This is a genomic window from Burkholderia sp. MSMB1459WGS, from assembly GCF_001534535.1.
Classification (GTDB): Bacteria; Pseudomonadota; Gammaproteobacteria; order Burkholderiales; family Burkholderiaceae; genus Burkholderia.
Genome location: NZ_LPMU01000007.1, coordinates 107282 through 127532 on the forward strand (window position 1 = coordinate 107282; position 20251 = coordinate 127532).

General features: G+C 68.1%; 16 protein-coding genes. 8 read left to right on the forward strand and 8 right to left on the reverse strand.

What is annotated here, in order from left to right; all coding sequences use genetic code 11:
* Positions 1–122: 122 nt before the first annotated feature.
* From WT97_RS03340 to xylA, 5 genes are all read right to left on the reverse strand, one after another.
* The gene (locus tag WT97_RS03340; RefSeq protein ID WP_060352819.1) at positions 123–1334 is read right to left on the reverse strand and encodes a sugar ABC transporter permease; all 1212 of its coding nucleotides are present in this window, start codon (positions 1332–1334) and stop codon (positions 123–125) included.
* Entirely contained in the window at positions 1331–2890 is a 1560-nt protein-coding gene (gene xylG, locus WT97_RS03345) for a D-xylose ABC transporter ATP-binding protein (RefSeq protein WP_060352820.1), read from the reverse strand. The genes WT97_RS03340 and xylG overlap by 4 nt, the downstream gene beginning before the upstream one ends.
* Positions 2891–2955: 65 nt before the next feature.
* A complete protein-coding gene (gene xylF / locus WT97_RS03350) occupies positions 2956–3984 on the reverse strand; it encodes a D-xylose ABC transporter substrate-binding protein (protein ID WP_059506261.1) in 1029 nt (342 codons plus the stop codon).
* Positions 3985–4070: 86 nt separating this feature from the next.
* Complete coding sequence (xylB, locus tag WT97_RS03355; protein ID WP_060352821.1) at positions 4071–5549, reverse strand: xylulokinase; 1479 nt, start codon at positions 5547–5549, stop codon at positions 4071–4073.
* 4 nt (positions 5550–5553) lie between these two features.
* Positions 5554–6876 carry a xylose isomerase gene (gene xylA / locus WT97_RS03360; RefSeq protein ID WP_059506318.1) on the reverse strand — a complete coding sequence of 441 codons (1323 nt, stop codon included), beginning with the start codon at positions 6874–6876 and terminating at the stop codon, positions 5554–5556.
* Positions 6877–7140: 264 nt separating this feature from the next.
* Between xylA and WT97_RS03365 the strand changes: the two genes are divergently transcribed.
* Positions 7141–8334, forward strand: a complete 1194-nt coding sequence (locus WT97_RS03365) for a DNA-binding transcriptional regulator (RefSeq protein ID WP_060352822.1) — start codon at positions 7141–7143, stop codon at positions 8332–8334.
* Between the two features lie 27 nt (positions 8335–8361).
* The gene (locus WT97_RS03370; RefSeq protein ID WP_059506267.1) at positions 8362–9450 is read left to right on the forward strand and encodes an aldose epimerase family protein; all 1089 of its coding nucleotides are present in this window, start codon (positions 8362–8364) and stop codon (positions 9448–9450) included.
* Positions 9451–9611: 161 nt separating this feature from the next.
* Here the strand turns inward: WT97_RS03370 and WT97_RS03375 are convergent, their stop codons facing one another.
* Complete coding sequence (locus WT97_RS03375) at positions 9612–10505, reverse strand: LysR family transcriptional regulator (protein ID WP_060352823.1); 894 nt, start codon at positions 10503–10505, stop codon at positions 9612–9614.
* Between the two features lie 162 nt (positions 10506–10667).
* Here WT97_RS03375 and WT97_RS03380 point away from each other — a divergent pair, with 162 nt between their 5' ends.
* On the forward strand, positions 10668–11417 hold the full coding sequence (locus WT97_RS03380; RefSeq protein WP_059506271.1) for an SDR family NAD(P)-dependent oxidoreductase: 750 nt from the start codon (positions 10668–10670) through the stop codon (positions 11415–11417).
* Between the two features lie 58 nt (positions 11418–11475).
* Here WT97_RS03380 and WT97_RS03385 read toward each other — a convergent pair whose 3' ends face one another.
* Positions 11476–12714, reverse strand: coding sequence for an SfnB family sulfur acquisition oxidoreductase (locus tag WT97_RS03385; protein WP_060352824.1), 1239 nt, complete (start codon positions 12712–12714; stop codon positions 11476–11478).
* Between the two features lie 303 nt (positions 12715–13017).
* On the opposite strand from WT97_RS03385, the gene WT97_RS03390 reads away from it, so the two are divergent.
* Positions 13018–14277: an acyl-CoA dehydrogenase family protein gene (locus tag WT97_RS03390; RefSeq protein WP_060352825.1), complete on the forward strand. Its 1260-nt coding sequence runs from the start codon at positions 13018–13020 to the stop codon at positions 14275–14277.
* Positions 14274–15674, forward strand: coding sequence for an LLM class flavin-dependent oxidoreductase (locus tag WT97_RS03395; RefSeq protein ID WP_060352826.1), 1401 nt, complete (start codon positions 14274–14276; stop codon positions 15672–15674). Before WT97_RS03390 ends, WT97_RS03395 begins: the two co-directional genes overlap by 4 nt.
* 128 nt (positions 15675–15802) lie before the next feature.
* Here the strand turns inward: WT97_RS03395 and WT97_RS03400 are convergent, their stop codons facing one another.
* On the reverse strand, positions 15803–17230 hold the full coding sequence (locus WT97_RS03400) for an MFS transporter (RefSeq protein WP_060352827.1): 1428 nt from the start codon (positions 17228–17230) through the stop codon (positions 15803–15805).
* Between the two features lie 334 nt (positions 17231–17564).
* Here WT97_RS03400 and WT97_RS03405 point away from each other — a divergent pair, with 334 nt between their 5' ends.
* From WT97_RS03405 to WT97_RS03415, 3 genes are read left to right on the forward strand one after another with little or no spacing between them, the layout of a single operon-like run.
* A complete protein-coding gene (locus WT97_RS03405) occupies positions 17565–18557 on the forward strand; it encodes an aliphatic sulfonate ABC transporter substrate-binding protein (protein ID WP_059506281.1) in 993 nt (330 codons plus the stop codon).
* Between the two features lie 2 nt (positions 18558–18559).
* Positions 18560–19426, forward strand: a complete 867-nt coding sequence (locus WT97_RS03410; protein ID WP_060352828.1) for an ABC transporter permease — start codon at positions 18560–18562, stop codon at positions 19424–19426.
* Positions 19423–20235 carry an ABC transporter ATP-binding protein gene (locus WT97_RS03415; RefSeq protein WP_060352829.1) on the forward strand — a complete coding sequence of 271 codons (813 nt, stop codon included), beginning with the start codon at positions 19423–19425 and terminating at the stop codon, positions 20233–20235. Before WT97_RS03410 ends, WT97_RS03415 begins: the two co-directional genes overlap by 4 nt.
* Positions 20236–20251: the final 16 nt, after the last annotated feature.

Sequence of the window (20251 nt, forward strand, 5' to 3'; positions counted from 1 at the left end):
AGGCCGGGCACTGACCTGCATCCGGCATCGCGAAGGGCCCGGGCGCCGGCACCGTCCGGCAAGCGCATCGCGTTTCGCGCCATGGTCTTTCTCCGTGTCGATGCGCGGCCGACACGGCTTCGTCACCGCCGGTTCGACCGCGACACCACGTCGATCCACACCGCCAGCACGAGCACCGCGCCCTTGACGATCATCTGCCAGTACGCGTCGACGTCCAGCATCGACATCCCGTTGTCGAGGCTCGCCATCACGAGCGCGCCGATCAGCGCGCCGTAGACCGTGCCCGACCCGCCGCGCATCGACGTGCCGCCGATGAAGCACGCGGCGATCGCGTCGAGTTCGCCCATCGAGCCGGCGGACGGCGACCCGGCCGCGAGCCGCGCCGTGTTGACGAGGCCGGCAAACGCGCACATCAGCCCCATCAGCGCGAAGATCACGAGCTTCACGCGATCGGTGTCGACGCCCGACAGCCGCGTCGCCTCCAGGTTCGAACCCACCGCATAGATACGCCGGCCGAACACGGTCAGCGTCGCGATCCACGAGAACACGCCGAGCAACACGAGCAGCAGCAGCACGGGCACCGGAATACCGCCGTAACGATCGAGCGTCGCGACGAAGGCGAACAGCACCGCCCCGGCGCCGACGATCTTCGCGACGTCCTGCCACAACGGGGCGACCGCGAGCCGGTAGCGCCGCCGCGTGCCGCGCTGCCGCACCACCAGCAGCGTCGCGACCGCGAACAGCAGGACCGCGAGGCCGTCCCCGGCCAGGCGCGGCAGGTAGCCCTGCCCGATGAACACGAAGCCGTCGGACACGGGCGCGATCGTCGAGCCGCCCGTCACGCCGAGCAGGATGCCGCGAAACGCGAGCATCCCGCCGAGCCCGACGATGAACGACGGCACGCGCCGATAGGTCGACCACCAGCCGTTGAAGAGCCCGATCAGCACGCCGAGCGCGAGCACGGCCGGAACCGTCGCCGCGACCGGCCAGTGGCGGTTGACGTCGAGGATCGCGGCGACGCCGCCGAGCAGCCCGAGCAGCGAGCCGACCGACAGGTCGATCTCGCCCGCGATGATGACGAACACCATGCCGCACGCGAGCATGCCGGTGATCGACATCTGCCGCAGCAGATTCGATACGTTGCGCGGCGTGACGAACGCGCCGTCCGTCAGCACCGAGAAGAACGCCCAGATCGCGACGACCGCGAACAGCAGCGCGAGCACCTTGTAGCGCGTGAAGACATGGCGCAACGCCAGCCGCGGCGCGCGGCCGTCCGGACGACGCGCGTCCGCATCCGGCGCCGCCGGGGTCGAGGAAGAAAGTTCGGAATTCATATCGCACTCGCTGCGGTGGGTTCGGCGGGCAGCCGCGCTGGCTTCAGCGCGGCGCCGAGAATCTGTTCCTGCGTGAGGCCCTCGTTGACGAAATCGCCGCGCAACTCGCCTTCGCCGATCACCAGCACGCGATCGGCCAGGCCGAGCACCTCCGGCAGTTCCGACGACACGACGATCAGCGCGACGCCGCGCTTGGCCAGCGCGAAGACGAGCCGGTAGATCTCGGCCTTCGCGCCCACGTCGACGCCGCGCGTCGGCTCGTCGAGGATCAGCACCTGCGGCTCGGTCAGCAGCATCTTCGCGAGCACCGCCTTCTGCTGATTGCCGCCGGACAGGCTCGCGATCGACAGGAACGGATGCGCGGCGCGCACCGACAGCCGCTGCATCTCGGTGCGGATCGCGTCGAGCTCGGCCGCCGCGTCGATCCGCCCGCGCGCCGCGAAGCGCTGCAGCACCGCCAGCGTGATGTTGTGGCCGACGCCGAGCTGCGGCACGATGCCGTGGCGCTTGCGGTCCTCCGGCACCATCGCGATGCCGGCGCGGATCGCGTCGGCCGGCGAGCGGATCGACAATGGCCGGCCGTTCATCGTCACGCTCGCCGTGCACGCGCCCGGATACGCGCCGAAGATCGCCTGCATCAACTCGGTGCGGCCCGCGCCGACGAGTCCGGCCACGCCGAGAATCTCGCCGCGCCGCACGCTGAACGACACGTCGTCGACGCGCTTGCGGCGCGCGTTCGTCACGTCGCGGCACGTCACGTGGCGCACGTCGAGCACGACGTCGCCGATCTCGTGCGGCTCGCGCGGATACAGGTCGCGGATCTCGCGGCCGACCATCATCGCGATGATGCGGTCGGTGGTCAGCGCATTCATCGGCTCGGTCGCGACATGACGTCCATCGCGGATCACGGTGACCGTATCGCATACGGCCGCCACCTCGTCGAGCTTGTGCGAGATGTAGACGCACGCGACGCCGCGGCGCTTCAGGTCGCGCACGATGTCGAGCAGGATGCGCGTCTCCGACGCGCTCAGCGACGACGACGGTTCGTCGAGGATGAGCAGCTTCGCGTGCTTGTTCAGCGCCTTCGCGATCTCGATCAACTGCTGGTGGCCGCCGCCGTAGTTCATCACCGGCTGCGCGACGTTGATCGTGTCGATCCGCAATTCGTGCAGCAGCTCCTCGGCGCGCCGGACCATCGCCGCGAAGTTCATGCGCCCGCCCGGCAGCGTGATCTCGTTGCCGAGGAAGATGTTCTCGGCCACCGACAGCTCGGGCACGAGCATCAGCTCCTGGTGGATGATCGCGATGCCCGCGCGCTCGGTGTCGCGCACGCCGGAGGCCGCGAGCGGCGCGCCTTCCCAGCGGATCTCGCCGTCCCACGTGCCGTGCGGGTATACGCCCGACAGCACCTTCATCAGCGTCGACTTGCCCGCGCCGTTCTCGCCGCACAGCCCGACGCATTCGCCGGGCCGCACGGTCAGGTCGATGCCGTCGAGCGCCTTCACGCCGTCGAATGCCTTGACGATGCCGCGCATCGTCAGCAAGGGTTCCGTCATTCGTTCATGCCTCGCAGTAAGCGCGGCCGCCGTCGCGGCGACCGCGCGTCGCGCCCGTCGTACGCTTACTGGCTCGCCAGCTGGGCCTGGGTGTAGAAGCCGTCCTTCACGACGACGTCGACGTTGCGCTTGGTCAACAGCGTCGGCTGCAGCAGCACCGTATCGACCTTCTTCTTGCCGTTGTCGTATTGCGCGTTGAACGCGGGCTTCGTGCCCTTCGCGAGATCGACCGCGAGCTTCGCGGCTTCGCTCGCGATCAGCTTCAGCGGCTTGTAGACGGTCATCGTCTGCGTGCCGGCGATCACGCGCTTGACCGCGGCCAGATCCGCATCCTGCCCGGACACCGGCACCTTGCCGGCCAGATGCTGCGCGGCGAGCGCCTGGATCGCGCCGCCGGCCGTGCCGTCGTTCGATGCGACGATCGCGTCGATCTTGTTGTTGTTTGCGGTCAGTGCGTCCTCGACGATCCGCAGCGCAGTCGACGCGCTCCATTCGGGCACCCACTGCTGGCCGACGACCTTGATGTCGCCGCGGTCGATCGCGGGCTTGAGCACCTTCAGTTGTCCTTCGCGCAGCATCTTCGCGTTGTTGTCGGTCGGCGCACCGCCCAGCAGGAAATAATTGCCCTTCGGCTTCGCGTCGAACACGCCCTGCGCCTGCAGCTCGCCGACCTTCTCGTTGTCGAACGAGATATAGGCGTCGACGTCCGCGTCGAGGATCAGGCGATCGTACGACACGACCTTGATGCCGGCCTTGCGCGCTTCGGCGACGACGTTGCCGAGCGTCTTCGAGTTGAACGGCACGATCACGATTACGTCGACGCCGCGCGAGATCAGGTTCTCGATCTGCGAAATCTGCCGCTCCTCGCTTGCATCGGCCGACTGCACCGACACCTTCGCGCCGAGCTTCGTCGCGGCCGCGACGAAATAGTCGCGATCGCGCGACCAGCGCTCGACGCGCAGATCGTCGATGCAGAAGCCAATCTCGGGCTTGTCCTTGCTCGCGTGCGCGAGCGGCGTGCCCAGCGCGAGCATGGCCAGCGCGGCGGCGCCGGCAAGCGAACTCAATACGGTACGACGCGTCACGGATTTCATGTCTCCACTCCTTGTTATGGAACCACCTCACGAACCGCGGGCGGCCGCCGGATTGCACCGCCCGCATCGAGTCACGGCAACGTGCGTCACGCGCCCGTCGCAAACACCGGTTCGAGCGCACGATACAGCGCGCGAAACGTCGGCCGCCGCACGTCGCGATACCACGCGTGCCGCGTGGGATCGGGCTCGCGCACTGCGACGACCGGCGGCTGCGGACACACGTCGGCGAGCGCCGCATCCGGTTCGAGCGCGAGATGCGCGAGGCGCGCGGCGCCGAGCGCCGGCCCCACCTCGCCGCCCGCGCGCAGCGTCAATGCACGGCCGCTCAGGTCCGCGAGCATCTGCGTCCAGTACGCACTGCGCGAGCCGCCGCCGATCACGGTGATGCCGTCGGGCGCCAGCCCGGCCGCATGCAGCGCGTCGATGCCGTCGAGCAGCGCGAAGCCGACGCCTTCGAGCGTCGCGTTCGCGAGATCCGCGCGCCGCGTGTCGGGCGTGAGCCCATAAAACACGCCCTTCGCGTTCACGTCGTTGTGCGGCGTGCGCTCGCCGCTCAGGTACGGCAGGAACCACGGCCGGCTCGCGCGTGCGTTCGTTTCCGCATCGTCGAGCAGCGCCGCGACGCCGTCGTAACCGGCCAGTTGCGCGGTGAAGTCGACGCAGCCGGCCGCGTTCAGCATCACGGACATCAGGTGCCACGTGCCCGGCAGCGCATGACAGAAGCTGTGCACCGCCGATTCGGGATTCGCGCGGAACCCGTCCGACACCGCGAAATACACGCCCGACGTGCCGAGCGACAGCAGCGCGTCGCCGGGCCGCACGATTCCGACGCCCACCGCGCCGGCCGCGTTGTCGCCGCCGCCGGCCACCACCGGGATCTCGCGCAGGCCGAGCGCCCGTGCGACGGCCGGCAGCAGCGTGCCGGTGATGCGATTGCCCTCGAATACGGCCGGCATCTGCGCGCGCGACAGCCCGCAGGCGGCGAGCAACGTGTCGTCGTAGTCGCGCTTCGCGACGTCGAGCCACAGCGTGCCGGCGGCGTCCGACGGATCGGTCGCGAACGCGCCGGTCAGCCGGTAGCGCAGATAATCCTTCGGCAGCAGCACGTAGGCGATGCGCGCGGCTACGTCGGGCTCGTGACGGCGCACCCACAGCAGCTTGGGCGCCGTGAAGCCCGGCATCGCGATGTTGCCGGCCACCGTGCGCAGCGCGGGCGCGAGCCGTTCGAGTTCCTCGCACTCGGCATCCGCGCGGCCGTCGTTCCACAAGATTGCGGGGCGCAGCACGTCGCCGTGGGCATCGAGCAGCGTCGCACCGTGCATCTGTCCGGTCAGGCCGAGTGCATCGATGTCGCGCGGGTCGATGCCGGCAGTGCGCGCATCCGACACGAGTGCGGCGAGCGCGCCGCATGCGGCGTCCCACCAGTCGCGCGGCGCCTGCTCGGACCAGCGCGGCTGCGGCCGGTTCACCGCGAGCGGTCGGCTCGCGCTCGCGCGCACCGCGCCGTCGCGGTCGAGCAGCACCGCCTTCACGCCCGACGTGCCGAGATCGAGTCCGATGTACATGGCGTCAGCGCAGCCCGTAGATCGCCTGGTTCACGATGTTCTCGAGCCGCTCCTGCGCGCCGCTTGCATGCCGCGGGTCCACGCCCCGCGCGAGCGCGTCGGCCGCCAGCGACTCCAGCGTATAGCCGCCCGACAGGATCTTGCGGCCGAACTCGCTATCCCACTGCGCGTAGCGCTGCCGGCGCAGTGCGTCGAGCCGGTCGTTCTCGACCAGCACCGCCGCGCGTTCGAGCGCGAGCGCGAGCACGTCGATCGCGCCGACGTGGCCGTAGAACAGGTCTTCCGGATCGATGCTCTGGCGCCGCACCTTGGCGTCGAAGTTCATCCCGCCGGTCGTGAAGCCGCCGTGGCGCAGGATCTCGTAGAACGCGAGCGTCAGTTCCTCGACGCTGTTCGGGAACTGGTCGGTGTCCCAGCCGTTCTGCGGATCGCCGCGGTTCGCGTCGACGCTGCCGAACACGCCGAGCGCGAATGCGTTCGCGATCTCGTGATGGAACGAATGGCCCGCGAGCGTCGCGTGATTCGCCTCGATGTTCACGCGGATTTCGTTCTGCAGCCCGTACTGCACGAGGAAGCCGTGCACCGTCGCCACGTCGTAGTCGTACTGATGCTTGGTCGGCTCCTGCGGCTTCGGCTCGATCAGCAGCGCGCCCTTGAAGCCGATCCGGTGCTTGTGCTCGACGACCATCGACAGGAAGCGGGCGAACTGGTCGCGCTCGCGCTTCAGGTCGGTATTGAGCAGCGTCTCGTAGCCTTCCCGTCCGCCCCACAGCACGTAGTTCTCGCCGCCGAGCCGGTGGGTCGCGTCGAGCGCATGGCGCACCTGGGTCGCAGCCCACGCGAACACGTCGGGGTTCGGGTTCGTCGCGGCGCCGGCCGCGAAGCGCGGGTGCGAAAACAGGTTCGCGGTCCCCCACAACAGCCGCACGCCGGTTGCCTGCTGACGCTCGGCGAGATAGTCGACCATCCGCGCGAAATTGGCCGCGTATTCGCGCAGGCTGTCGCCTTCCGGCGCGACGTCGGTGTCATGGAACGTATAGAACGGCGTGCCGAGCTTCGTGAAGAACTCGAATGCGGCGTCGGCCTTCATCCGCGCGCGTTCGAGCGCGTCGCCGGGCTGTTGCCAAGGCCGTTGAAACGCGCCCTGCCCGAAGATGTCGTGACCCGGCCACACGAACGTGTGCCAGTAGCAGACCGCGATGCGCAGATGCTCGGCGAGCGTCTTGCCCAGCACGCGTCGCTCGGGGTCGTAATGGTGATAGGCAAGCGGGTTGTCCGACTGCGGCCCTTCGTAGCGAATTGCGGGAATGTGTTCGAAATACGACATGGCGTCTCCGTGCAGGTTCTTGTTGCAGCGCAACGCACGTCGGGACGACGCACGCGGCCGAATTCGTTGGCTGGATCGTGCCCGCACGCCTGCCGGCCGGCAATTGCGAAATTGCGCAGCACGCTTGATGTTTCTTGCCAGCCGCGTTCGCGCGGCGCACGTTCCGTCCTACAATCGCCGTACACCAAACCACCGCGCGCCGCCCCCGCGAGCGCGCCCCGGAGACAACGGCACGGCGCCCCGATGCGCTCACCCGACACCGAGATGACACGCGCCCCATCCGCCCAGACACCGCACCGCATCGCGCTGCTGTTCAACGCGAACAAGGTCTACGACCGCGAGATCATCAGCGGCATCGGCCAGTATCTGCACACGACGCGCGTCGTGTGGGACCTGTTCCTCGAAGACGATTTCCGCTGCCGGCTCACCGGGATCGAGCGTTTCGACGGCGACGGCATCATCGCGGACTTCGACGACCCCGCCGTCGCCGACGCGCTCGCCGGTTCACCGCTGCCGATCGTCGCGATCGGATCGTCGTACGAGGATCCGGCGCAATACCCGGAAGGCGTCCCATATATTGCGACGGACAACCCGAAGCTCGTGTCGCTCGCCTACACGCATCTGATCGGGGCGGGACTCGCACATTTCGCGATGTACAGCCTGCCGGTCGCGCAGGAGAACCGCTGGGCGCAGCAGCGCGAACTGGCGTTCGACCGGCTCGCGCGTGCGGACGGGCTCGACGCGCCGATCTACCGCGGGCTGTCGACGAGCGCGTCGGGCTGGAATCACGCGATCGAACAACTGGTCGGCTGGCTGCATGCGCTGCCGAAGCCGGTCGGCGTGATCGCGGTAACCGACGCGCGTGCGCGGCACCTGCTGCAGGCGTGCCTGATCGCCGGCATCGCGGTGCCGGAACAGGTGGCGATCATCGGTATCGACAACGATCCGCTCACGCGCACGCTGACGCGCATTCCGTTGTCGTCGGTGATCCAGGGCACCGAGGAAATGGGCCGCACCGCCGCGCACCTGCTGCACCGGATGCTGCGCGGCGCGCGCTTTCCCGGGCAGCGCATTCTCGTGCCGCCGGTCGGCATCAACGTGCTCGAATCGACGCGCCATCAGCCGCTCGCGAGCCCGCACGTGATGCGTGCCCGGCATTTCATCCGCCAGTACGCGTGCCAGGGCATCAAGACCGAACAGGTCGCCGACTATGTCGGCGTATCGCGCTCGCTGCTCGAGGAGCACTTCCGGCGCGAACTGCAGCGCACCGTGCACCAGGAGATCCTGCGCCACAAGCTCGAAGCCGCGCAGGCGCTGCTCGCCGGCCGGCAGGCGTCGAGTGCCGAAGTCGCGATCCGTTGCGGGTTCACGTCGCTTCAGTACATGTACGCGGTATTCAGGCGCGAACTCGGCTGCACGCCGCGCGAATATCAGGAACGCGCGGCCACCACGAACTGACGCCCGCCGCCCATCCGACATCCACTCATGCATATCGATACCGATTCCTCATACCTGACGCCCGGCGTGGCGCGCGTGCATGCCGAACCGTGGGGCGCGTTGCCCGACGGCGAGCCCGTGCGGCGCTATACGCTGCGCAACGCGCACGGGATGCGCGTCGTCGTCAGCGACCTCGGCGCGACCGTCGTGTCGTGGCTCGCGCCCGACCGCACGGGGCGCTTTGCCGATATCGTGCTCGCGCACGACACGCCGGCCGAGTACCTCGAATCCGGGGTCTATCTCGGCGCGACGATCGGCCGATGGGCGAACCGGATCGCCGGCGCGCGCTTTACGCTCGACGGCGTCGACTACCTGCTCGACCGCAACGAGAACGGCAACCTGCTGCACGGCGGCGCGAACGGTTTTCATCGCGCGCGGTGGGACGTGCTCGACGATAGCGGCGGGCTGACGCTGCGGCTCGATTCGCCCGAAGGCGACGCGGGATTCCCCGGCAACGTGAGCGTACAGGTTCGCTACACGCTCGACGACGACGGTACGCTGACGATCGACTATACGGGGTGGACCGATGCGCCGACACCGCTGAACCTGACGAATCACAGCTACTTCAACCTGAACGGGCGCGCGGGCAGCGACGTGCGCGGCCATCTGCTGCACATCGACGCCGACGCGTTCCTCGAAGTGGACGATGCGCTGATCCCGATCGGGACGGCCGACGTGACGGGCACGGCGTTCGATTTCCGGCAAAGCGCGCCGCTCGGCGCGCGCCTCGACTGGCCGCATGCGCAACTGGCGCGCGCACGCGGCTTCGATCACTGCTTCGTCGTGGGCAACGGCGCACGCGAAGTCCGGCCCGTCGCACGGGTCTACGATCCGGAGAGCGGCCGCGAGTTGATCGTGTCGACCGATCAGCGCGGCCTGCAACTCTATACGGGCAACTACCTCGACGACGTGCGCGTGAGCGGCGGCACGCGGTGCGCACGACACGCGGCGCTGTGCGTCGAGGCGGGCGGCTTTCCGGATCAGGTCAACATGGACGGCCTGCGCGACGAAGCGATCGTGCGTCCGGGCGACGTCTATCGGCAAACCACCCGGTATCGGGTGGGGGTTCAGGCATAGGTCGCGCGCAGGACGCGCGAGCCGCGTCGTCGCGCGTCAGGCGGCATCGGCGTCGCGCCGGGCGACTACCGCTCCGCCACGGCATCCGGGCCGTCGTGGTGGCTGGTCGTCCCTCGGTTCGCATCATCTCGATGCCGATCCGGCGACGGCCCCGTGGTTGCCTAATCGCGCTGGGCCAGGGCGGCGGAAAAGAAATCGGTCACCATGCGCACGCGTGCCGGCACATACCGGCGTTTCGGCCAGACGAGACTGATGTCTCTCGCTTCTTTCAAAAATTCGTCGAGAACGGTGACGATGCCGGCATGCGCGAGTTCGTCGGTAAGCGAAGCCCGAGTGAAGAGACCGATTCCGACACCCGCCAGCACACCCGCCCGAATCGTTTCGACGCTGTTCGACGACAAGTTGCCGCGAACGGTCACGCTGAAGTCGCCGGCGGGGCCGACGAACGGCCAGTTGGCGGCCGATTCCGAAAGGCCACCATACAGAAGGCAATTGTGATCGACGAGTTCGTCAGGCGTCTTCGGAATGCCATGGCGCTCGAAATAGTCCCGGGAGCCGACACAAACGAGGCGCGTGCTTGCCACGCGTTTGACGACAGCGTCGGCATCGTCGACTCGGCCGACTCGAATGGCGAGATCGATGCGATCTTCCACCATGTCCCGCACGAAGTCCGAGAGAACGAGATCGACCCGAAGCCCGGGACTCGATGCCAGCAAGTCCGGGATCAGCGGAAGAACGTGCAGGCGGCCAAAGGTCGAAGGCGTCGCGATCCTGACCAGGCCCGTGACATCGAGCGTGCTGCTCGTCATCTCGCTGTCGGCTTCGTCGAACTCGTCGACGAGCGGCTTCATGCGATCGTAATAGCGCTGCCCCTGATCCGTCAGCGTGACACTCCGTGTACTGCGGTTCAGCAGCATGACGCCGAGGCGTTTCTCGAGCGAACCGACCGCCTTGCTGACGGCCGACTGCGAGTGGCCGGTTCTACGCGCCGCAGCCGAGAATCCGCCTGCGTCGACAACGGCGATGAAGGCGCCGACTTCGTCCAATCGATCCATTGCAGCCCCTGGCGAAACCGCTCGTTTCCGCGCACGGATCGCTCACGTTGAAGTGCGAGCGATTCTAGCAAGGAATAGCGCTTATGAAGATTCGCCCGATTATCATTCGCGGCACAGACCGTTACGCTTTCTTCCGTCACCCCCAATACACGGAAGATTCCAATGACTTCTCTCGTAGGCAAGGTCGCCGTCGTCAGCGGCGGCACAACCGGTATCGGTCTCGCGATCGCGCAGCGCTATGTGGCCGAAGGTGCGCACGTATTCATTTTCGGGCGCCGGCAGGCCCAACTCGACGCGGCCGTCGAGCGGATCGGACGCAATGTCACGGCCATCCAGGCCGACGCGGCGAATCTCGACGATCTCGAACGCGTCGCGTCGGCGGTCAGGGCCGACAAGGGCGCGATCGACATCGTCGTGTCGAATGCGGCGTTGGTCGAGCAGGCGTCGATCGATACCCTGACCCCGGAACATTTCGACAGGACGTTCGACCTCAACGCCCGTGCTCCCGTCTTTCTGGTGCAGAAGCTCCTGCCGCTCATGACGAATGGCGGATCGATCATTCTGGTTTCGTCGGCCATGCACGTGATGGGCATTCCGGGTCACACAGCCTACGCGGCGACGAAAGCGGCCTTGCGTTCGTACGCGCGCACCTGGGCCGCCGAGTTCAAGAATCGCGGCATTCGGGTCAACACGCTGAGCCCGGGCGTCACCGACACGCCGATGCTCGACTCGCAGGTAACGAATGCGCAGGAGCGTCAGTCCCTCGTCGACATGTACCTGAACATGATCCCCATCGGCCGGCTCGCGCAGCCCGAGGAGATGGCGAACGCGGCCGTGTTCCTTGCATCCGATCAAAGCGTGTACATGACAGGCGCGGACCTGATGATCGACGGCGGCGTCGGTCAGGTTTGAGGCTCACCGGCATCGCGCGGCCGTCGACCGCGCGCTGCCGGCGTCCAACCGCCGACGCTCAATTCCACGCATGGCGCGCCGGGCGCACGCCGTTCAGGTAGTAGTTGCCGACGAGGTGATATTTCCAGCGCACCGGATCGTGCAGCGTATGTGTGCGCGCGTTGCGCCAATGCCGGTCGAGATTGTGCTCGGCGAGCGTCGACTGCGTGCCGGCCAGCTCGAACAGCTTCTCGCCGGCGAGCAGCGCGACCTCGGTCGTCAGCACCTTCGCTTCGCCGACCGCGACGGACGCGCGCGCGACATCGTCTTCGGTCACGTCGCCCTTTGCCGCGATCTCGTCGAGCGTGCGCGCCGCACGCTCGAGCAACGCGTCGGCCGCATGCAGCTGGATGTGCAGGCGGCCGATTTCGCGAATCGTCAGCGGGTCGTCCGCTGCCCGCTCGACGCCGCTGTCGACCCACGGCCGCGTGCGGGTTCGCACGAACGCGAGCGTATCGTCGATGGCCGCCTTCGCGATACCCGCGTCGATCGCCGCCTGGATGATCTGCGACAGCGGACCGTTGAGCGTCGGCACGTCCGACACGCGCTGCGCGGGCAGCACGTGCGACGCCGGGATGCGCACCGCATCGAGCACGACCGTGCCGCTCGCGGTCGTGCGCTGCCCGAATCCCGACCAGTCGTCGATCACGGTCAACCCCGGCGTCGGTTGCGGCACGTACGCGAGCCATGCCTGGCGCGCGTCGTCGAGCCCGAGCACCGGCACGTAATGCGCAAACAGCGCACCGGTCGAATAGAACTTCGTGCCGTCGACGACGTAGTCGTCGCCGTCGCGGCACACGCGCGTCTTCAGGTCGAGCACGTGCTTCGTGCCCTTCTCCGAGAACCCGTTGCCGAACCGCTTGCCGCTCAGCACCTCGGCGAAGAAATGACGCTTCTGCGCGTCGGTGCCGACGAGCGCGATCACGTCGACCAACCCGAAATGATTCTGCGGAAGCTGCCCGAGCGACGCATCGGCCGCGGCGACGATCTTGATCACCTCGGTGAGCGTCACATGCGATACGCCTGCGCCGCCGTATGCCTTGGGCACCGTGATTGCCCACAGCCCCGACTGCGAAAACCATTCGATTTCCTCGCGCGGCAGGCGACGCTCGCGATCGCGCTCGGCGGCCCCTTGCGCCAGGCGTTGTGCCAGCGCATGCGCGACCGCAAGCGCTTGCGCGTCGTCGGCGATCACGTCCGCCGCCCGCGGTGGCACGTCGGCCGGCCGCTCCTGAATCGTCGCGCTCGTGTCTGACATCGGTCTCTCCTGTCGAATGGCGAAAGCATTCAATCTAGCAGCGCCGTGCATGCCGGAAAACCGAGCGATTCTCGAAACGATATTCCTTGGGAGAACAAACGACGTCGAGCCTGATGCAGGCGAACCGATGTTTCGACGTCGCAACGGACGCGAGAACGTCGATGCGCGCTCATTCGATCGCGGTCGCAGCCCCGATAATACGCAGCGACGATAACGATCCGAGAATCCGTTATTGGAGCGCCCGCGTCGCACTTCCTATACTGGGCTCCCGGCGCACACGGCCCGTCTTTCGAGGAATACCGCATGACTTCGTCGCACGCAGCCCCCGACCTTTCCACCGGTACCGACTACGATGCGCTCGCGAGCCGGTTCCGGCCGATCTTCGCGCGCATCGCCGCCGGCGCCGCCGAACGCGAACGCCGCCGCGAACTGCCGCACGAGGCGATCGGCTGGCTGAAATCGGCGGGCTTCGGCGCGATACGGCTGCCGGCGAGCGCCGGCGGCGCCGGCGCGTCGCTGCCGCAGTTGTTCCGGTTGCTGACCGAGCTGGCCGCCGCCGATTCCAATTTGCCGCAGGCGTTGCGCGGGCACTTCGCGTTCGTCGAGGACTGGCTGAACGCGCCGGACGGGCCGCAACGCACGACCTGGCTCGACCGCTTCGCGAGCGGCCAGCTCGTCGGCAACGCGTGGTCGGAAGCCGGCGACGTCCCGCTCGGCCAGACCGTCACGAAGGTATCGGAGCGGCACGGCCGGCTCGTGCTGAACGGCCAGAAGTTCTACAGCACGGGCAGCCTGTTCGCCGACTGGATCGACGTGTTCGCGCAACGCGCGCACGACGGCAGCGACGTGATCGTCGCCGTGTCGACCGCGCAGCCGGGCGTGATCCGCGAGGACGACTGGGACGGCTTCGGCCAGACCACCACCGGCAGCGGCACGACGCGTTTCGAGGATGCGGCGGTCGACGCGGAGAACGTGATCGATTTCGCACACCGCTTCAAGTATCAGACTGCGTTCTACCAGTTGTTCCATGTCGCGACGCTGGCCGGCATCGGCCACGCGATCGTGCGCGACGCGGGCGAGCTCGTGCGCAACCGCACGCGCGTGTACAGCCACGGTAACGCGCAGCGCGCCGGCGACGATGCACAGCTGCAGCAGGTGATCGGCGAGATCGCGTCATGGGCGTACGCGGCCGACGCGCTCGCGCTGCGTGCCGCGCAACCGCTTCAGCAGGCGTACGAAGCGCGCTTCGGCGGCGACGAAGCGGCCGAGCAGGCCGCGAACGTCGCGGCCGAAATCGAATCCGCGCAGAGCCAGCTCGTCGTGTCCGAACTCGTGCTGCGCGCGGCGACGCGCCTGTTCGACGCGCTTGGCGCGTCCGCGACCCGCAGCACGACCGCACTCGATCGCCACTGGCGCAACGCGCGCACCGTGTCGTCGCACAATCCGCTCGTCTACAAGGCGCGCATCGTCGGCGACTGGATCATCAACGGCCGCACGCCGCCGTTCGTCTGGCGCGTCGGCAACGGTGCGGGCGCAGGCGCGGAAACGGGAGCCGCGCAATGAGCAAGACGATCCGCTTCAACGCGTTCGAGATGAACTGCGTGGGCCATCAGTCGCCCGGCCTGTGGGCGCATCCGCGCGACCGCTCGTGGCAATACAAGGATCTCGACTACTGGACCGACCTCGCCCGCGTGCTCGAGCGCGGGATCTTCGATGCGATCTTCATCGCGGACGTAATCGGCTACTACGACGTGTACAAGGGCAGCAACTATCACGCGCTGCACCAGGCCGCGCAGATCCCCGTCAACGATCCGCTGCAACTGGCCGCGCCGATCGCGATGGCGACCGAGCATCTCGGCATCGGCATCACCGCGTCGACGACGTTCGAGCACCCGTACACGTTCGCGCGCCGGCTGTCGACCGCCGACCATCACACGAAGGGCCGGCTCGCATGGAACATCGTCACGTCGTACCTGGAGAGCGGCGCGAAGAACGTCGGCGATCGCGGGCTGCGCACGCACGACGACCGCTATGCGGTCGCGGCCGAGTACGTCGAGGTGCTGTACAAGCTGTTCGAGGGCAGCTGGGAGGACGGCGCGGTGGTGCGCGATCGCGACGGCCGCGTGTTCACGCATCCCGAGAAAGTGCACGAGATCGGCCACAAGGGCCGCTTCTTCGACGTGCCCGGCTATCACCTGTGCGAGCCGTCGCCGCAGCGCACGCCGGTGCTGTTCCAGGCCGGCGCGTCGGGCCCCGGCAAGGCGTTCGCCGCGCAGCACGCCGAATGCGTGTTCGTCGCCGCGCCCACCCGCGACCAGCTCGCGCGCTACGTGGCCGACGTGCGCGCGCAGGCCGCCGCCGCCGGACGCGACCCGGCGAAGGTGCTGATCTACAACCTCGTCACGGTGATCGTCGACGAGACCGACGAGCGGGCGCAGGCCAAGTTCGACGAGTATCGGCGCTACGTGTCGTACGACGGCTCGCTGGTGTTCATGTCGGGCTGGACCGGCATCGACTTCGGCCAGTACGCGCCGACCGATCCCGTCAGGCGCGTCGAAACGAATGCGATCGTGTCGGCGGTCGAGCACCTGTCGGGCGGCGACACCGCGTGGACGATCGAGGCGTTGGCCGCCTGGGGCGGCATCGGCGGGATGGGCCCGGTGTTCGTCGGATCGGCGGCGACCGTCGCGGACATCCTGCAGGAATGGGTGGCCGCGACCGACGTCGACGGCTTCAATCTCGCGTATGCGGTCGCGCATGAAACCTTCGAGGACGTCGTGCGCCATCTCGTGCCCGAGCTGCAGCGCCGCGGCGTGTATCCGACCGCGTATGCGCCGGGCACGCTGCGCGAAAAACTCTTCGGCGGCTCGGCGCGACTGCCCGACGAGCATCCGGCCGCGCGGTATCGCGACATCGAACAGGTCAAGCGCGAGGCCGAGCGGGAAACGGTCGGCGCATAACGGCAAGATGTCGAAGCCGGTCCGTCCGCATTCACTCACGCGGCGACCGGCTTCAGCGCAAACGGCTTCGTGCAGTCCGACGAAGCCGTTCGTGTTCGGCGGGGAACGCGAGCGTCCCCCATCGGCGCTTACGCGACGCTTTCGTCGTCGATGTCGTGCGCCGTCGGTTCGTACCGCACGATCAGCAGAAACACGATCGGCGTGACCGCACTGACCGCGACAACCCAGAACATGTCGGTGCCGAGCCGGGCCTGAAGGATCGGCAGCACGAACAGCGCGAGCGCCTGACCGATGCCGCACAGCGACCGCCCGAAGCCGACGCCGGTGCCGCGGATCGCGGCCGGATACGACAGCGTCGGATAGATCATCATCTGCGCACCCGGCCCGAACCCTTCCGCGAACAGCCACGTACCGAGCATCAGCAGCACGATGCCCACCGCCAGTGCGCCGTGCGGATGCCCTGCGAGCGCCAGCGCGACGAGCGCGACCGTTTGCAACGCAAACCCCGCGATCGCGACATGACGCGACGGATAGCGATACGCGAGGCGCATCCCCAGCAAGCCGCCGGTGAACGCGAACAGCACGTTCAACGCCAGCGACGCGGCGATCGTCTCGAACACGCCCGCACCCAGAAATTGCGACAAAATCGACGGCAGGAAGAACGCAATCGCCGTGTACTCGAACGGGATGCACAGGTTCATCACGCTGGCGACGATCGTGCGCCCCAGATACGGCCGCTGGAACAGCACGCGAATCCGCACGGGCGGCGTGCTCGACTCGCGTCGCGCATCGTCCGCTTCGTGCGCGTGAATGCCGTACGACTCGCGCAGGATGCGCGCGGCATTGGCCAGATCGCCCTGATTCGCCGCCCACAGCGGCGATTCGTTCATGAAGCGGTTGCGGAACAGGATGATCACGAGCGCCGGCACCGCGCCGAAGATCAGCGATGCGCGCCACAGCCACCCCGCATGCTCGGCCGGCAGCAGGAAATACAGGCCGAAGATCAGCAGGAAACACACGGACGACGCGACGTACCACATCGGGCACCATGCGGCGAGCCGGGACGCCTTGTTGCCGCGGCCGTTGAACTTCGAGAATTCCGCGAGGAACGCCATCGCGACGGGCAGGTCGATGCCGACGCCGAGCCCCATCACGAAACGCGCGGCGATCAGCACCCAGACGTTCGGCGCGAGGCCGGCCGCGATCGCCGCGACCACGAAGAACAGCATGTCGGCCATGAATACCTGATAGCGGCCGATCCGGTCGGTCAGCCGGCCGCCGATCAGGCTGCCGAAGATCGTTCCGATCATGATCGCCGACCCGACCAGCCCGGTCAGCGCGGGCGTCAGCCCGAATTCGCGCGCCACGTCGTCGATGCCGTACGACAGCGTCGTCAGGTCGTACGCATCGAGAAACACGCCGCCGAGCGCCAGCAGCACGATCATCCGCGCATGGCTGACCGAACTGTCCACGGTGTTGATCAAGCGCGCGACGTCGCTGGCCGAGCGGATGGGGGAAGAAACCGGCGTGACCGGGCTCAGATCGATCGAACTCATCGGATTCCTTAGTTTTATGCCGAATGCACGGCAAGGTCGTCGTGAAGCCGGGAACCGGTCAGGTGCCTGCGCGACCAGCGCGGCGTCGAGCGAATACGGCCGTGCGATCGCCGGGTTCCGGCAGCGGAAATTCTGTTCCTCCGCTCCGGCAATCCCAAGCGATATAAAGCGATAAATTAATCGGCGTGCGTCATAAAGTTGCGCGGGGCACGCTTATCAGCAACGTGCATGTTCAATCGCGGATTTCTTCGTTAACGGATCGCCTGCGCTTCGTTACATTAGCCCTCTTCCCAGCCTGTTCGCGGCGCATTGCCGCTCTTCCGGAGAATCCCCGATGAAGCCGTTCTGGTCCCGCGTGTGGCAATCCGCGGCCCTCGTCGTTGCCGCGCTTGCCGGCCTCGCGTCGATGCACGCGCACGCGGCGACGCCCGCCGAAATCCGCGTCGACTATGCGTATTACTCGCCCGAGAGTCTCGTGGTCCGCCACTTCGGCTGGCTCGACGACGAATTCAAGGCCGACGGTACGGCGATTCGCTGGGTGCTGAGCCTCGGCAGCAATCGCGCGCTCGAATACCTGAACAGCGGCGCGGTCGATTTCGGCTCGGCCGCGGGGCTGGCGTCGGTGCTCGCGCGGGCGAACGGCAACCCGATCCACACCGTCTACGTGTTCTCGCGCCCCGAATGGACGGCGCTCGTGGTGCGAAAGGATTCGCCGATCCGCTCGCTCGCCGATCTGAAGGGCAAGAAGATCGCCGCGACGCGCGGCACCGATCCGTTCCTGTTCACGCTGCGCGCGCTGCACACGGTCGGGCTGACGCGCGACGACGTCGAGATCGTCAACCTGCAGCATCCGGACGGCCGCACCGCGCTCGCGAACGGGCAGGTCGATGCATGGGCCGGGCTCGATCCGCACATGGCCGCCGCCCAGCTCGACGACGGCGCGCGCCTGCTGTATCGCAACGTCGCGTTCAACACGTACGGGTTCCTGAATGTTCGCGATGCGTTCGCCAGCCAGTATCCGCAGGCGGTGACGCGCGTGCTGAAGGTCTACGACCGCGCGCGCCAGTGGATCGTCGCGCATCCGGCCGAGACCGCGCAGATCGTCGCCGATCAATCGAAGGTGTCGCTGCCGGTCGCGAAGCTGCAGCTTCAGCGCAACGACTTCGGCGACCCGGTGCCGGGCGACACGCAGCGCGCGGCGCTGAAGGCCGCGGCGCCGGTGCTGACGGCCGAGCAGTTGACCAAGCCGGGCGTCGATCCTGCGAAGATCGTCGATGCGCTGATCGATCCGTCGTTCGCGCGCCCGATCGTCGCGGCGTCGCATTGAGCATGCCCCCGGTGACGAACACCGCCGCGCGCGGCGATGCGCGCGCGGCGCACCCACCCGCTTCGCGGCCTCGTACGGCCCGGCGCGACCCGCTGCGCCCATGGCGTATCGCGGGCCTCGCGCTGCCGTTCGTCGCACTCGTGCTGCTGGAGTTCGTGGTGCGGCGCGGCTGGCTGCCGGATCATCTCGTGCCGGCGCCGAGCGAGATTCTCGATACGCTCGCGCGGATGGGCGCCACGCGGCTCGCCCGTCACGTCGGTGCGAGCACGCTGCGCGTCGCGGCCGGGTTTGCGGCCGGCGCCGGGCTCGCGCTCGTCGTCGGCGCGGCGATGGGCCTGAGCCGCCGGATCGACGCGCTGTTCGAACCGACGTTCCAGGCGCTGCGCGCGATTCCGTCGCTCGCATGGGTGCCGGTACTGCTGCTGTGGCTCGGCATCGACGAAGCACCGAAGATCACGCTGATCGCGATCGGTGCGTTCTTTCCGGTTCATCTCGCGGTGGTCGCCGGCATTCGCGACGTGGACCGCAAGCTCGTCGAGCTCGGCGCCGTATACCGGCTCGGCCCGCTCGCTTTGTTCCGCCGGATACTGCTGCCGGCCGCGCTGCCGCAGATCGTCACCGGCCTGCGGACCGGCCTCAGTCTCGCGTGGATGTTCATGGTCGCCGCGGAGCTGATCGCGGCCACGCGCGGTCTCGGCTTCCTGCTGAGCGACGGCCGCGAGACCGGGCGCCCCGATCTCGTGTTCGGCGCGATCCTGCTGCTCGCGTTGCTCGGCAAGCTGACCGACGGCGCGATGCGCCGCGTCGAGTCGCGCTGGCTCGGCTGGCGCGATGCGTTCGGCGGCGCGTCGCGCGAGGGCGGGCAATGAGCGCCTACCCTTCCGTGCGCCCGACCGCCGGCGTCGCCGCGCCGCTGCTCGACCTGCGAATCGCCCACAAGCTGTACGGCAGTCGCACGATCCTGGCCGACATCGCGTTGCAGGTCGCGCGGGGCGAGATCGTCTGCGTGGTGGGCCCGAGCGGGTGCGGCAAGAGCACGCTGTTGCGGATCGTCGCGGGCCTCGACCGGGATTTCCGCGGCAGCGTGACGCTCGACGGCAGCGTGCTGGCCGGGCCGTCCGCGCGCGTCGGCGTGATCTTTCAGGAGCCGCGGCTGCTGCCGTGGCTGTCGATCGCGGACAACGTCGGCTTCGCGTCCGGCCCTCGGGGCGGACGCCACCCGAGCGTCGCGCGATTGCTCGACGAAGTCGGCCTGGCCGGCGTCGCGCGGCAACTGCCGGCCACGTTGTCGGGCGGGATGGCGCAGCGCGCCGCGATCGCGCGCGGGCTGTTCGGCGAGCCGGATCTGCTGCTGCTCGACGAACCGTTCAGCGCGGTCGACGCGATCACCCGGATGCGCTTGCAGACGCTGCTGCTCGACGTCGTCCAGCGGCACCGGATGGCCGCGATCGTCGTCACGCACGATCTCGACGAAGCGCTGTATCTCGGCGATCGCGTGCTGATGCTCGCACCGAATCCAGGCCGCATCGACGACGAAATCCACGTCGACGTCGCACGGCCGCGCGATCGGCGCGATCCGTCGCTGGCCGCGCAGCGCGTGCGGCTGCTCGATGCGTTCCAGCGCTTTCACGATCGCGCGGCGGGCGACACGGCCGGCGTGCCGGCCGCGCCGGCCTGACGTCGCTGGCCCGCGC

Coding starts and splice junctions, on each gene's coding strand:
- WT97_RS03340 (WP_060352819.1), bottom strand. CDS start 1,334: ATGAATTCCGAACTTTCTTCCTCGACCCCGGCGGCGCCGGATGCGGAC.
- xylG (WP_060352820.1), bottom strand. CDS start 2,890: ATGACGGAACCCTTGCTGACGATGCGCGGCATCGTCAAGGCATTCGAC.
- xylF (WP_059506261.1), bottom strand. CDS start 3,984: ATGAAATCCGTGACGCGTCGTACCGTATTGAGTTCGCTTGCCGGCGCC.
- xylB (WP_060352821.1), bottom strand. CDS start 5,549: ATGTACATCGGACTCGATCTCGGCACGTCGGGCGTGAAGGCGGTGCTG.
- xylA (WP_059506318.1), bottom strand. CDS start 6,876: ATGTCGTATTTCGAACACATTCCCGCAATTCGCTACGAAGGGCCGCAG.
- WT97_RS03365 (WP_060352822.1), top strand. CDS start 7,141: ATGACACGCGCCCCATCCGCCCAGACACCGCACCGCATCGCGCTGCTG.
- WT97_RS03370 (WP_059506267.1), top strand. CDS start 8,362: ATGCATATCGATACCGATTCCTCATACCTGACGCCCGGCGTGGCGCGC.
- WT97_RS03375 (WP_060352823.1), bottom strand. CDS start 10,505: ATGGATCGATTGGACGAAGTCGGCGCCTTCATCGCCGTTGTCGACGCA.
- WT97_RS03380 (WP_059506271.1), top strand. CDS start 10,668: ATGACTTCTCTCGTAGGCAAGGTCGCCGTCGTCAGCGGCGGCACAACC.
- WT97_RS03385 (WP_060352824.1), bottom strand. CDS start 12,714: ATGTCAGACACGAGCGCGACGATTCAGGAGCGGCCGGCCGACGTGCCA.
- WT97_RS03390 (WP_060352825.1), top strand. CDS start 13,018: ATGACTTCGTCGCACGCAGCCCCCGACCTTTCCACCGGTACCGACTAC.
- WT97_RS03395 (WP_060352826.1), top strand. CDS start 14,274: ATGAGCAAGACGATCCGCTTCAACGCGTTCGAGATGAACTGCGTGGGC.
- WT97_RS03400 (WP_060352827.1), bottom strand. CDS start 17,230: ATGAGTTCGATCGATCTGAGCCCGGTCACGCCGGTTTCTTCCCCCATC.
- WT97_RS03405 (WP_059506281.1), top strand. CDS start 17,565: ATGAAGCCGTTCTGGTCCCGCGTGTGGCAATCCGCGGCCCTCGTCGTT.
- WT97_RS03410 (WP_060352828.1), top strand. CDS start 18,560: ATGCCCCCGGTGACGAACACCGCCGCGCGCGGCGATGCGCGCGCGGCG.
- WT97_RS03415 (WP_060352829.1), top strand. CDS start 19,423: ATGAGCGCCTACCCTTCCGTGCGCCCGACCGCCGGCGTCGCCGCGCCG.